This window comes from Ancylomarina subtilis, assembly GCF_004217115.1.
In the GTDB taxonomy this organism is placed as follows: domain Bacteria; phylum Bacteroidota; class Bacteroidia; order Bacteroidales; family Marinifilaceae; genus Ancylomarina; species Ancylomarina subtilis.
This window is the reverse complement of sequence record NZ_SHKN01000001.1, coordinates 1602644-1615863: the sequence shown is the minus strand read 5'-3', so window position 1 is coordinate 1615863 and position 13220 is coordinate 1602644. Positions and strand designations below refer to the sequence as shown.

Genomic DNA, 13220 nt, shown 5'->3' with positions numbered 1-13220 from the left:
AGAGTTTAGTAAGCATATTTAATAAGCCATCCCTTTATACCTAACGAATATGAACGAGAAGTTTATTTTATCTCTGGATCAAGGAACAACCAGCTCAAGAGCAATTGTTTTTAATAAAAGAGGAGAGATTGTAAGTTCTGCACAAAAGGAATTGACTCAGATATTTCCTCAGCCAGGTTGGGTTGAACACGATGCTATTGAGATTTGGTCAACTCAGGCAGGTGTGGCAGCCGAAGCGATTGTTCGTGCAGGAGTCAACGGGTTAAGTATAGCCGGAATTGGGATTACGAATCAAAGAGAGACAACAGTTGTTTGGGATAGAGAGACCAGTCAGCCCATTTATAATGCAATTGTTTGGCAGGACAGACGTACCGCTAAATATTGCGATCAATTAAAAAAGGATGGCTATGCTGATATGATTCAGGATAAGACTGGTTTAATAATTGATTCTTATTTCTCGGGTACGAAAGTGAAATGGATTTTAGACACTGTTGAAGGTGCACGAGAAAAAGCAGAAGCTGGAAAATTGGCCTTTGGAACGATTGATTCCTGGCTAATTTGGAAGTTAACGCAAGGAAAGGTTCACGTTACGGATGTAAGCAATGCGAGTCGAACGCTTTTATATAATATCAAAACATTGGAGTGGGATGCTGAGATGTTGGAACTTCTGAACATACCGATGAGTATGCTTCCTGATGTTAAATCATCTTCAGAAATATATGGGCACACTGTTAGTACGCTTTTCGCGCATGCAGTACCTATTTCGGGTGTAGCAGGTGATCAACAAGCCGCGACTTTTGGTCAAATGTGTTTAAAGGCTGGTTCTGTTAAGAATACTTACGGTACAGGTTGTTTCATGTTATGCAATACGGGCAATACGCCTGTCAAATCTAAAAACAATTTGCTGACAACTATTGCCTGGCAAATTAATGGTGAAACAACGTATGCACTTGAGGGGAGTATTTTTATGGGTGGTGCCATTGTTCAATGGTTACGTGATGGATTAGGAATCATCAAAACCTCCTCCGAGGTTGAAGTATTGGCAAAAACGGTTGATGATAATGGAGGCGTGTTTGTGGTGCCGGCATTGACAGGGCTTGGAGCGCCACATTGGGATCAGTATGCACGAGGAACAATTGTTGGTTTGACAAGAGGATCCACAGCGGCACATATTGCTAGGGCAGCTCTTGAAGGCATTGCATTTCAAGTTAGAGACGTTCTGAAAGCAATGGAGTCTGATGCGCATATTAAAATACATGAACTCCGTGTAGATGGAGGTGCTGCTGCTAATAATCTATTGATGCAGTTTCAGGCTGATATTCTTAAAGTTCCTGTATCTCGCCCCAAAATACATGAAACAACTGCTTTGGGCGCAGCTTACCTTGCCGGTTTGGCTGTTGGATTTTGGGATGGCGTTGAAGAGATTCAATATCAGTGGGCAATAGACAGAAAGTTTGAGCCTAAAATGTCTGTAGATGAATCTGAGTTATTAATTGAAGGATGGGACAAAGCTTTAGATCGGTCAAAGAATTGGGAAAAGAAAAACTAATCTTTTTTGATCTGGAGTTTTATTAGCATTCTTAATATTGAGTTTGAATCTTAAAAATGTAATTGATTATTAATGATTTCCGTCATGTTGTTAAGATTCAATCTAAATAGTATGTAAAATTAAAATATACTTTGCATAGCTATGTATTTTTTTTAAGTTTGTCTCCACGAGAATTGATAAGACATGATTTAAACCTGTCTTATATATTTTCTCTTTATGCATAGTATAGCAATGTATCTGATTATAAAATGTATTCTTAAATTTTTTTAACATGGAACAGCAAAACGATTTTACATTTGAATTTAATGCTACCATGGATCGTTTTTATAAGTATTTCTCCGATTTATTAGAGCGGGAACTTAATGGAAAAGATGGTGCTACGTTTAAAAATTCGAACAAGCAAGTAAGTAATAAGCAATAAAGAAGAATAAAATGGTAATGGTACGTGAAAAAATGATCTTGAACTTGAAAAACATGTCTGAAAAATGGGATGTTGTGATAGTTGGAGGTGGAGCTTCTGGTTTAGGTGCTGCTGTTGAAGCTGCAACACGAGGATTGAAAACCTTATTGCTCGAGCAAGATGACTTTACAAAAGGAACTTCCAGCAGAAGTACAAAGTTAGTCCATGGTGGAGTTCGATATTTAGCACAGGGGAATATCTCTCTTGTACTTGAAGCTCTTAGAGAAAGAGGCTTGATGAAACAGAATGCACCTCATCTGGTTAAAGATCAATCGTTCATTATCCCCAGTTACAAATGGTGGGTTAAACCATACTATACTTTAGGATTAACCGCCTATGATTTAATGGCTGGACGTTTAGGTTTGGGACGTTCTTTACCTTATTCCAGAAAAAAGACCTTAAAGCATATTCCAACTCTGATTAAAGAAAAATTAAGAGGAGGAGTTGTCTATCATGATGGTCAATTCGACGATGCGCGTTATGGGATTAACCTATGTCAGACTTTTGTTGAGAATGGTGGCACAGCTATCAACTATATGAAAGTTGTCGGCTTAAATAAAACCAATGGGAACATTTCCGGAGTCACAGTTATTGATCAGGAGACGGAAGAGAAATTTGAAATTAACGCAAAGGTTGTCGTAAATGCAACAGGTGTATTTGTTGATGATATTATCAAGATGGATGCACCAAAATCCAGAGATATTGTTTGTGTTAGTCAAGGTGTACATCTTGTTTTAGATAAAGAGTTTGTGCCGAATGATTACGCTATAATGATCCCTAAAACTGACGATGGTCGTGTTCTGTTTGCAGTACCCTGGCACAATAAAGTGGTTGTGGGAACAACAGATATTCAGAAAGAAACTGCTGAGTTAGAACCTAAAGCTCTTGATGAAGAGATTGATTTTATTCTTGAAACAGCTGGTCGATTTTTAACCAAAATGCCTAAACGTTCAGATGTAAAATCAGTATTTGCAGGCTTAAGACCTTTGGCTGCTCCAACCGGGGAAGGAAAGAAAACAAAAGAGATTTCAAGGGGACATAAGATTTATACATCAGATTCCGGACTGGTTACAATTACCGGAGGAAAATGGACAACTTACAGGCAAATGGCCGAGGAAACCGTTGATACAGCTTCCAAAGTAGCTGGTTTTGTTTTAAAGAAATCGATTACTCGTAAATTGCCACTTCATGGTTGGAAACAAAATGTTGATTTAACAGATTCGCTTTATTTTTACGGTTCTGATTCCGAGAAAATACTTGCTTTAGCTAAGTCAAATAAAGATATGGAACTTTGCTTAAGCCAGAACCTTGGAATTATAAAAGCACAGGTTGTATGGGCTGTTCGAAACGAAATGGCACGTACAGTAGAGGACGTCTTATCGAGAAGAACCCGTGCTCTATTGCTTGATGCCCGAGAGAGTGCCCGAATTGCGCCAGAGGTGGCTGCAATAATGGCAATTGAACTTGGGAAGGATGAAGCCTGGATTGAAAAACAAATAAACAAGTACACAAGTTTGGCAGCAAACTACGTTTTAAACTAAAATACTCACCCAAAATCTAATAATATGATTGGTTTTCTAAAACCGGCGGCACATAAAGAACTACTGCCGGAAAATAAAATTGACCCGACTTACAAACGATTGCGTTTACAAGTATTCCTAGGTATATTTTTGGGATACGCAGGTTATTATCTTGTAAGAAAGGTGTTTTCACTAGCGATGCCGGATTTAGTTGCATTGGGCTACACCAAAACTGAGTTGGGGTTCGCGTTATCAGGCGTTTCCGTAGCTTATGGTTTGAGTAAGTTTATCATGGGTAATGTGTCTGACCGTAGTAATGCGCGTCGATTCATAACTTTTGGTTTGGTCCTTTCAGCAATTACCATGATTGCGATGGGTTTACTTCCGGTTGCGACGTCATCGATTGCGATCATGTTTGTATTGCTTTTACTAAACGGATGGTTTCAGGGTATGGGCTGGCCTCCATGTGGTCGTGTAATGGTTCACTGGTTTTCTATCCGTGAGCGTGGGACAAAGATGTCGATTTGGAATGTGGCACACAATGTCGGTGGTGGAATTATTGGTCCTCTAGCCATTTTAGGTGTTGCAATTTTTGCTGACTGGCAGTCGAAATTATATTTCCCGGGTTTTGTTGCGCTTGGCGTTGCATTTATTGCCTGGTTATTAATTCGTGATACCCCTCAATCTTGTGGACTACCCAATATTGAGAAGTATAAAAACGACTATCCTGATAATTATTCTGAAAAATATGAAGTGGAGATGACTGCTAAGGAAATCTTCATGAAATATATTCTTAAAAACAGGTTGCTATGGTCAATAGCATTCGCAAATGCTTTTGTTTATTTAGTTCGTTACGGTGTGCTCGATTGGGCTCCCTTATACCTTGAAGAAGCAAAAGGTTTTTCAATTAAAGAAACAGGTTGGGCCTATTTTGCTTATGAATGGGCAGGTATACCCGGTACCATATTATGTGGTTACTTAAGTGATAAAGTGTTTAAAGGGAAACGAGCTCCTGTGAGTATCATTTACATGGTATTGGTTTTTGTTTCAGTTATCATGTATTGGTTCAGTCAGTCGATCGTAATGAACTCTATAGCTCTTATTTGTATCGGTTTTCTAATCTACGGTCCTGTGATGTTGATTGGAGTACATGCATTGGACTTGGTTCCTAAAAAAGCGGCTGGAACGGCTGCCGGATTAACAGGTCTGTTTGGATATCTGGGAGGTGCCTTGTTTGCCAACATCGCTATGGGAGCTGTTGTTGATGCATGGGGCTGGAATGGTGGATTCATTGTTCTTTTGGGTGCCTGTATTGCGTCTATTATCCTGATTGGTGTTTCCTGGATTCAAGAGAAGAATGGTCATAACGGTCTTCATCATTAATATATTGAAAGATTCACTTTTAGTTAAATAGTTTAAAAAATAATAATTACTAACCATAAATTTAAAACACATGAAAAGTCTAAATGTGAGAAATTTGTTAGCAGGAGCTCTAATCCTGTCTAGCATCGGATTTGCAGGATGTGAAGATGACACCCCTGATTATAATCCTTACAACTTGTATAAAACTTATCCTTTAAAGGAACTTAGTGCAGAGGCTAAGGTTGTTCGCGACTATGTGAAACCTGACGCTGTAATTGCTCACCGTGGTTCAACATTCTGGGCCCCTGAAGAAACTGAAGCTGCTTTCCGTTGGGCTCGTAATATGGGTGCTGACTATTTGGAGATTGATCTTCAAAGAACAAAAGATGGTGTATTGTTGGCTTTACATGATGGAAATCTTCGTCGTACATCTAATATCGAAAGTATTTTCCCAGGAAAAGAAGATTATCCTGTAAGTGTTTTTACTTTGGCTGAATTACGTCAATTAGATGCAGGTTCTTGGTTTAATATTGATAAGCCTGAAAATGCTCGTCAGTCATTTGTAGGACAAAAAATTTCTACACTAGAGGAAGTGTTAAAGATTGCAGAGGGCTATAGAATTAAACGTGATGTTTCTGGTGAACCAGTAAAAGATATGACTCGCATAGATGCAGATGGTTTATGGGCTGGATTTTATGAGTTTGAAGTAGATCCACAGGATAATGGTAACCGTCCGGGTGTTTATGCTGAGACTAAAGAGCCATATTTATTCGGTGGAATGGAAGCTGACCTAGCTGATTTTTTAACTGATGCGGGTTGGAATATTACAAAATCTCCTAAAACAATTGCAACAACTCCTGGTAAAGTTGCTGTAGCAAATACAAATGGTCGTTTTATTTTACAAACTTTCTCTCGTGAGTCTGTTGTGAAATTGGAGAAAGAATTACCTGGCGTACCTAAATGTATGTTGCTTTGGGAGGATGAGAGTGCTGCTTACGTTCGTCCATCCAATTCAATTGAATCATTGGCTGAATTCATTAATTTTTCTGTAGATTACAATTGTCATATTGCAGGTCCTTCTATTGCCGGTAAACCTAATGGATATCCTGAATTAACTGAACCTTGGATGTGTGAAATGTATCACCGTGCTGGTATGCTTGTTCATGCTTATTCTTTCGATACTGAAGATCAGTTGAGAAAATACAATGGAGATTATTTTTATGCTGGAGTCTCTCGTTTTGACGATCCTGCTCGTAAGATTAGTGGCGATTTTGGATATGACGTAAACCCTAATATGTTTATCGATGGTGGTTTTACTAATTTGACAGATTTGTCAATGAAGTATCAGAACCGTGAAGTTGTGGGTACAGCTCAGGAAGTAATGGACAACTTAGGCTACTAATTGTTAAATCTATAAACGATAAAGATATGTTAAGAAAAATATATATCGCTACACTAGCTTTAGGAATGGTGGCGACAAGTGCAATAGGGCAGGAAAAAGAATTGACTGCTAAATCGAAAAAAGGTGGAATTGTATTAACCTCAGCTGACAAGGATTATCAGGTAAGCCTTAATGGTAGAATATATATGGATGGTGTTCATTATTTCGATGATGCTACTGATTTAAGCTCAGATGCTTCCATTAAGGATATTCGCCTGGGAACTACAGTGAAGTGGGGACAGTGGAGTGCTAAAGTAAATGTAAGCTTTGGTAACAATGAAGTTAAGATTAAGGATGCATTCTTAAGATACAATCAATCTAAGAATAGTATTTTTACAGTAGGTAACTTCTTTGAACCATTTGGTATTGAGGCATCTGCTTCAAGCAAAAACCTTCGTTTTATTGACGGGTCTAATACAACTCAGGCTATGGGAATTGGTCGTAGTATTGGTTTGGGATACACTTACTATACAGATAAGTTCTATGGTTCAACAGGTCTTTTTGCTGGTTCTGTAGATAATCACAATAAGGGTGACCAAGGTTTCTCTACTACAACTAAATTGGTTTATACACCAATCGTAAACGATAATGTGCTTTTCCAATTAGGAGGTTCATTCACTTATCGTATTCCAGAAGCGAATGGTTTTAACGAGTCATTAAATGATGACGATTATAACCGTGAAGTTTCATTAGCAGCTGGTCCAGAGCATAAATTTTTAAATGCTGATATTAAAGGAGCAAGAACAGATATGCGTTATAACTTCCAAACTATGGTTCTTAGCGGTCCTGTTATGTTGCAAGCAGAATATACTAAAACAAAAGTGACTCGTGACGATGACTACGTTTCAAGATTGATGAAAGATAACCCTTATTGGACTCATACTGCAGGTGGAGGATATGCATGGCCGGTTGCTCCAGGTGATTATCCAGGATGGTATGGTGAGATGCGTGATATTGAAACAGAAGCTTTCTATGTTACAGCTGGTTTCCTTTTGGGTGACAACTATTCATATAACTCTTCAACTGCTTATATCAATCGTCCAAAGGCTGGTACTTACGAGTTCCTTTTGCGTTACGATAATACTAATTTGAACGATATTGATGGGACTTATTTTAACGGATCTTATGGTCCTGCTGATCTAGGTGCTGCTTTAGGCGGATATGGAAACATGAGTATTCAAGGGGGTAAAGCAGAAACAATTAGTGCTGCTGTAAACTATTACTTGAATGACAACGTGATGTTCCGTTTAAACTATAGTTATATGGATGTTCAGAACCAGGTTTATCCATTGGATGAGAAAGTTGGTATGATTAAAGCTAGAGTACAGGTTAATTTCTAATCTGAATCATAAATTATTACACTTCGACATGTAATTTTTTAAGAGTGGGTCAATTTATTTTGGCTCGCTCTTTTTTTGTATTTGGGCGTTTAATACTTTTTTAAGAAAGATTTAATCTAATAGAAACGATTTGGACAAGTGTCTCTATTAAGTTTGCTTGTAAAAAATTAAGATATAGACTTGATTATTAAATTGTTTTTATAACCGAAAGTGAACTGTTTTAAAAGTATCAATTATGGAGCAATCAAAAGATTTTACATTTGAATTTAATACGACGATGGATCGTTTTTATAAATTATTTTCAGAGTTAATAGATCAAGAATTGAATGAGAACAATGACTCTGAACCTTCAGATCTAAACAATATCGCTTGCAGGAAATAGGGAATACCTATTGAGAAGACGAGTTAAATATTTTTGTGGTTTAATATAGAGGTGAATTTTTATCTGAATAAATAAAATTCCTTAAAAAGACTTGAGATGAAAGAGCGTGTCAATCATGATTGATACACTCTTTTTTTATGGGGTGTTAGCAGGGCGACTACGCGGTGTTATAGAATTCATTTCTTTTTAATAAACATTCTTTTAACCTAAAGTTAACCTTATAGGTGCATTAGGTATAAGTTGAGATATTATTTTTGCTGCTGAAATCGAGAATACTATTTGAAATTCGATTTTGAGTACTACTAAATTAAAACAACCACAATGAAATTAAAGAACTTATTATCAGGTTTACTGATACTGATTGCAGCTATAAGTACGTCTGCACAGGAAAAAGCAGAATTTAAGCCATCAGGAAAAGCATCAGGGAAAGTGTTTTTCAATTACCATTACGATATGACTAATGGGACTCAAAAGGAAAGCAGTTTTGAAATTCAAAGAGCTTATTTTGGATACAAGTATCACATTAGTAAAGATTTTACAGCTAGTGTAACCTTTGATGTTGGGCAAAATGAAGGCGGTAGCGATTATACGGCTTATCTTAAAAAAGCTCAGTTGGATTGGAAAATGTCTCCGGTTGTTAAACTGTCTTTAGGTATGATTGGTTTGGAACAATTCAGCGATCAGGAACGTTTTTGGGGATACCGTTATATCTTGAAATCGTTCAACGACCAATACGGATTTGGAAGCAGTGCTGATTTAGGGGTGAAAGCCAATATTAAAATTACCGATAAACTACATGCCAATGCCTTTATTATAAATGGTGAGGGGTATAAGAAAATTCAGGATGAAGATGGTAAACAAAAGATTGGTGCCGATCTTGTCTTCAAAAACAAGGGTTTGATTGCCAAATTCTACGCGGATGCCAATACGACAACTGTTGTTGATAATGGTGGAAATGAGAAGGATGTTACGGTTTCAGCTTTAGCTGCATTTGTTGGTTACCAATTCTGTGATCATTTTAAAATGGGTGCAGAATACAATAAACTGATTAATGGAAGTAAGTATTCCAAAGCTGCTGAAGATCATGACTTAGATGGTTTATCTGTGTATTCAACTTATATTGTGAATAAGAAGGTGGAGGTTTTTGGCCGCTACGATTATCTGACTTCAAATAAGTTGAATGGTGAGACTGAAAAGTGGAACTCATTAAAAAATGGAAGCGCGATTACTACGGGTGTGCAGTATGCACCAGCTAAAGGTGTAAAAATGGCATTGAATTATCAGGGATTTATGCATAAAGATACAAGCATCGAAGATAAGTCATTGTTGTTTGTTAATTTTGAATTCAAGTTTTAATTATTGAAATACTGTATTATCTAAAGCTGCTCATTTGAGCAGCTTTATTTGTTTAGGAGTGTAGCCCTTATTAATTTTGCAGAATTGTGTAATTACCATTTTTTTAATAATTCATGTTCATGAAAAAAACAAAATTAGTTTTAGGTCTGGTTCTAATATTTAGCACCCTAGGGGGAATGGCCCAGGATAAAATTGAATTGACTACAAAAGTCAGTAAAGGTTCCATTTCTTTTGCAAGTGAAGATGGCAACTTTAAATTTGGCTTTGGTGGTCGGGTTTATATGGATGCTGCTGCATATTTTGATGATAAAACAGATCTTGGCAGTGGTAGTGAATTTAGAGATGTTCGTCTTTTGATGAAAGCGACCCTATGGAAAAAATGGGATGCGAAAATCAATGTCGGATTTGCCGATGGCGCTGTTGCTTTGAAGGATGTTTTTCTTCAATATAATATTGACAAGAATAGCTTGGTTCGTGCCGGACATTTTTTAGAACCTTTTGGAATTGAGCAGACAGAGAGTTCAAAAACAACCAGGTTTATGCATGCTTCCAGTACTGTAGAAGCATTCCGTCCAGGACGTAATTTGGGTGTTTCATATGAGGTGTGGGGAAAAAAATATTTCTACACAATTGGTTTATTTGGTAGTGATACGAATAATAAATCAGCGGGAGATGAGGGTTTTAGTCTGAATTCAAGACTGGCATTTGCTCCAATTAATTCAAATGGAAACTTACTGCATTTTGGTGTTTCGGGCATATACAGAACTGCTGATCCTGAATTCAATAGCGATGGTGATAAAATTTCAAAATCAATTCGATACCGTTCACGAGCAGCAACTCATATTGAACGTCGTCGATTTATTGACGCTAAAGTTGTAGGTGCAGAAAATCAGGTGAAACTGGATTTTGAAATGATTGCAGCTTCAGGGCCTTTTTCTCTACAGAGTGAATTTATCGATGCTAAGGTAAACCGTAATAAAGGATTTGAGGATTATCATTCAAAGGGATGGTATGCTCAGTTTGGATGGTTGATCAAAGGAGGCGATTACAAATATGCCACGAAAACTGCTCGTTTGGCTAAACCCGGACCTGGTTCTGTGGAATTATTGGCTCGATACAATGAAACAGATTTGAATGATTCTGATGCGGGTATTCTGGGTGGAAAGCAAAAAGATATGACCATAGGTTGCACCTGGTATGTAAATCACAATATTCTGATGCGGTTCAATTTAACGAATGTTGATTTGGATGAATATGCATTGAATGGAGAAGAAAACTTTAATATGATTCAAACACGCTTGCAGTTTGCTTTCTAAGGAAAATGAAATTTTAAAGAAAAGGCTGCTGAAGTTCATATTTCAGCAGCCTTTTTTATCTTTTGCTTGCAGCCATTAGATAATATCCTTAAGCAGTTCTTTATAGATTTCGTAGTTTGTGTCGTCGAAAACACAAAAGGTAATTTCTTTCAGATACCTCAGTTTTGCGCTTTTGTTCATGACAGTTTCAATGGCAATTTTTGCAGCGTCTTCCTTCGGATAGCCATATACACCTGTGCTGATATTTGGAAAGACAATACTTTCCAATTCGTATGCTTCGGCAAGTTTCAAGGAATTCTTATAGCAACTTTTCAATTGTTTGGATTCATAGTTGTTTCCGCCTCTCCAGATAGGCCCCACGGTGTGAATCACATGCTTGCAGGGCAAGTTGTAGGCTTTGGTAATTTTTGCTTCTCCGGTTGGGCAGCCATTTAGTTTTTTACATTCCATAAGAAGTTCCGGGCCGGCAACCCGATGTATGGCACCATCAACGCCACCACCACCCAACAAGCTCGAATTCGCAGCGTTTACGATGGCATCGACACTCATTTTTGTAATATCGCCTCTATCTAGTTTGATAATCATATTGTGGGCTAAATTGCTTTTAGTTGGAAATTATAAAAAAAAAATACTGAAATTGATAGATAAAACAAATAACACTTTTAAACTCAGTTATATTTAATGTGATTTTAACTTTAAATTTAATTAAAATATCGGAAACGAAAACGATTGCAAAGTCTTGATAGTGAAATTGTTTCTTTTGTATTAAGAAAATATTTCTAAATTAGCGTCTGCTAGCCAAGCCATATAATTTAAAAGTAATTGGATGAATTTTATAATCAACAATTCGATTTCTTAATCGTAAGGACGAATGATTGGTGATATTCGACAATTAAAAACTTAAACTTTGAATATGAAAAGAGTATTAGTTGCAACAGGGGGTGGCGATTGCCCAGGATTGAATGCGGTAATTCGTGCAGTAGTTAAACGTGCAGCACAAGAAAAAGATTGGGAAGTAATAGGTAGTATTCAGTCTTTTGATGGAATATTAAAAGAACCTACTGAAATAAAAATATTAGATGATGCAGCTGTAAAAGGGATACATTATCAGGGAGGAACAATCATTGGAACAACAACTAAGGGAGGACCATTCGCTTGGCCGGTAAAAAATTCTGATGGGACCTGGGGATCTGCTGATCGCTCTGATGAGATGATCCGTAAATTGCAATATCTTGGTGTAGATGCGGTAATTAGTATTGGAGGTGATGGTTCACAAAAGATATCTCAACAGCTTTTCGAAAAAGGTTTGAACATTATCGGTGTTCCTAAGACCATTGATAATGACTTGATGGCAACTGATTTTACGTTTGGTTATCAAACAGCAGTTCAGGTTTGTACTGAGGCTGTAGATAAGTTGAAAACCACTGCTGCATCTCACAACCGTATCTTCATTTTGGAAGCAATGGGACGTGATGCAGGATGGATTGCTTTATCTGCTGCCATTGCAGGTGGTGCTGAAGCGTGTTTGATTCCTGAAATTCCTTATGACATTCAGAAAGTGAAGGAAAAATTGGATACACGATTCCTAAAAGGAAAAGGTTTTGGAATTATTGTGATTGCTGAGGGCGCTATGCCTATTGGTGGAGAAGCTTTAGCTGAGGAAAGTGTTGAAGTGGGGAATCCAAATTTGAAACTAAGTGGTGCTGCTGATCGTTTGTTATATGAATTAAAGGAGGCTGGTGTTGAAGCCGATATCAGAACGACTGTTCTAGGTCACTTGCAACGTGGCGGTATTCCTACGGCTTATGACAGAGTTTTGGCAACTCAGTTTGGAGTAAAAGCCTTTGAAATGGTTCTTGAAAAGAAATTTGGACATATGGTGGCTTATCATCATCCGGAAGTTGTTGCTGTTCCATTACTGGATGCGATTGGGAAGCAAAATCTGGTTAATCCAGACTCTAATTTGGTGAAAACGGCCAAAGGAGTTGGTATTTGTTTCGGTGATTAAATCGAAAAAACTTACAACTAAATACATAAAACCCGAAAGTCAATAGGCTTTCGGGTTTTGTGTTTTATAAGAAACGATTTTTCCAGTCCGGTTTGGGTATCATACAGGATGATTTTTTGCCAAACCAAGCGTATCGGTTTTGAGCGATTTTATCGTATATCCAATCGCAAAATCCTTTGGGTAAATGTCTGAAATGATAGATTGCTTTCCAGGGATAAATTAAATGTGTTGATATTCTGAAAACAGCTTCGCTTTTTGTGTAGATCTGTTCTTCCTCAATAAAAATGAGGCTATTCAGTCTTTCTCCTTTCCAATTCAAGTCATCAAGTATTTTATTGGCCATAGCTGATTGCAATGGGCAAAAAAGAAGATTCGCCTTTTTGTTATAAGCCAATAAGAATCTAACTGAGGTATTGCAAAGATTACATATACCATCGAACAGAACGATCGGATTCGAAGACTGAGATTCTGTCATCAGATTGGATT

11 protein-coding genes are annotated in these 13220 nt (G+C 37.4%); 9 read left to right on the top strand and 2 right to left on the bottom strand.

Going from position 1 to position 13220, the window contains the following annotated elements:
• The first annotated feature begins 49 nt into the window (after positions 1 to 49).
• The 8 genes from glpK to EV201_RS06510 all read left to right on the top strand — a co-directional run bounded on the left by glpK (position 50) and on the right by EV201_RS06510 (position 10726).
• On the top strand, positions 50 to 1549 hold the full coding sequence (glpK, locus tag EV201_RS06540) for a glycerol kinase GlpK (RefSeq protein WP_130306777.1): 1500 nt from the start codon (positions 50 to 52) through the stop codon (positions 1547 to 1549).
• Positions 1550 to 1820: 271 nt separating this feature from the next.
• Positions 1821 to 1970 carry a hypothetical protein gene (locus EV201_RS16370; protein WP_164977370.1) on the top strand — a complete coding sequence of 50 codons (150 nt, stop codon included), beginning with the start codon at positions 1821 to 1823 and terminating at the stop codon, positions 1968 to 1970.
• A gap of 53 nt (positions 1971 to 2023) precedes the next feature.
• Positions 2024 to 3550, top strand: coding sequence for a glycerol-3-phosphate dehydrogenase/oxidase (locus EV201_RS06535; RefSeq protein WP_242610462.1), 1527 nt, complete (start codon positions 2024 to 2026; stop codon positions 3548 to 3550).
• A 24-nt stretch (positions 3551 to 3574) separates the two neighbouring features.
• The gene (glpT, locus tag EV201_RS06530; protein ID WP_130306773.1) at positions 3575 to 4912 is read left to right on the top strand and encodes a glycerol-3-phosphate transporter; all 1338 of its coding nucleotides are present in this window, start codon (positions 3575 to 3577) and stop codon (positions 4910 to 4912) included.
• A gap of 70 nt (positions 4913 to 4982) precedes the next feature.
• Positions 4983 to 6293 carry a glycerophosphodiester phosphodiesterase family protein gene (locus EV201_RS06525; protein ID WP_130306771.1) on the top strand — a complete coding sequence of 437 codons (1311 nt, stop codon included), beginning with the start codon at positions 4983 to 4985 and terminating at the stop codon, positions 6291 to 6293.
• Between the two features lie 26 nt (positions 6294 to 6319).
• Positions 6320 to 7672, top strand: a complete 1353-nt coding sequence (locus EV201_RS06520; RefSeq protein ID WP_130306769.1) for an OprO/OprP family phosphate-selective porin — start codon at positions 6320 to 6322, stop codon at positions 7670 to 7672.
• A gap of 703 nt (positions 7673 to 8375) precedes the next feature.
• Positions 8376 to 9410 carry a hypothetical protein gene (locus EV201_RS06515; RefSeq protein WP_130306767.1) on the top strand — a complete coding sequence of 345 codons (1035 nt, stop codon included), beginning with the start codon at positions 8376 to 8378 and terminating at the stop codon, positions 9408 to 9410.
• Positions 9411 to 9529: 119 nt separating this feature from the next.
• Positions 9530 to 10726 (top strand): OprO/OprP family phosphate-selective porin, encoded by a 1197-nt coding sequence (locus tag EV201_RS06510; protein ID WP_165389605.1) that lies wholly within the window; start codon positions 9530 to 9532, stop codon positions 10724 to 10726.
• Between the two features lie 75 nt (positions 10727 to 10801).
• Here the strand turns inward: EV201_RS06510 and EV201_RS06505 are convergent, their stop codons facing one another.
• A complete protein-coding gene (locus tag EV201_RS06505; protein WP_130306763.1) occupies positions 10802 to 11311 on the bottom strand; it encodes an O-acetyl-ADP-ribose deacetylase in 510 nt (169 codons plus the stop codon).
• Positions 11312 to 11639: 328 nt separating this feature from the next.
• On the opposite strand from EV201_RS06505, the gene EV201_RS06500 reads away from it, so the two are divergent.
• On the top strand, positions 11640 to 12734 hold the full coding sequence (locus EV201_RS06500) for a 6-phosphofructokinase (protein ID WP_130306761.1): 1095 nt from the start codon (positions 11640 to 11642) through the stop codon (positions 12732 to 12734).
• A gap of 64 nt (positions 12735 to 12798) precedes the next feature.
• Here EV201_RS06500 and EV201_RS06495 read toward each other — a convergent pair whose 3' ends face one another.
• Positions 12799 to 13209, bottom strand: a complete 411-nt coding sequence (locus EV201_RS06495) for a thiol-disulfide oxidoreductase DCC family protein (protein ID WP_130306759.1) — start codon at positions 13207 to 13209, stop codon at positions 12799 to 12801.
• Positions 13210 to 13220 lie beyond the last annotated feature (11 nt).

Bases quoted from the DNA above. Each gene is read 5' to 3' on its own strand.
- glpK (WP_130306777.1), top strand. From the start codon at position 50: ATGAACGAGAAGTTTATTTTATCTCTGGATCAAGGAACAACCAGCTCA.
- EV201_RS16370 (WP_164977370.1), top strand. From the start codon at position 1,821: ATGGAACAGCAAAACGATTTTACATTTGAATTTAATGCTACCATGGAT.
- EV201_RS06535 (WP_242610462.1), top strand. From the start codon at position 2,024: ATGTCTGAAAAATGGGATGTTGTGATAGTTGGAGGTGGAGCTTCTGGT.
- glpT (WP_130306773.1), top strand. From the start codon at position 3,575: ATGATTGGTTTTCTAAAACCGGCGGCACATAAAGAACTACTGCCGGAA.
- EV201_RS06525 (WP_130306771.1), top strand. From the start codon at position 4,983: ATGAAAAGTCTAAATGTGAGAAATTTGTTAGCAGGAGCTCTAATCCTG.
- EV201_RS06520 (WP_130306769.1), top strand. From the start codon at position 6,320: ATGTTAAGAAAAATATATATCGCTACACTAGCTTTAGGAATGGTGGCG.
- EV201_RS06515 (WP_130306767.1), top strand. From the start codon at position 8,376: ATGAAATTAAAGAACTTATTATCAGGTTTACTGATACTGATTGCAGCT.
- EV201_RS06510 (WP_165389605.1), top strand. From the start codon at position 9,530: ATGAAAAAAACAAAATTAGTTTTAGGTCTGGTTCTAATATTTAGCACC.
- EV201_RS06505 (WP_130306763.1), bottom strand. From the start codon at position 11,311: ATGATTATCAAACTAGATAGAGGCGATATTACAAAAATGAGTGTCGAT.
- EV201_RS06500 (WP_130306761.1), top strand. From the start codon at position 11,640: ATGAAAAGAGTATTAGTTGCAACAGGGGGTGGCGATTGCCCAGGATTG.
- EV201_RS06495 (WP_130306759.1), bottom strand. From the start codon at position 13,209: ATGACAGAATCTCAGTCTTCGAATCCGATCGTTCTGTTCGATGGTATA.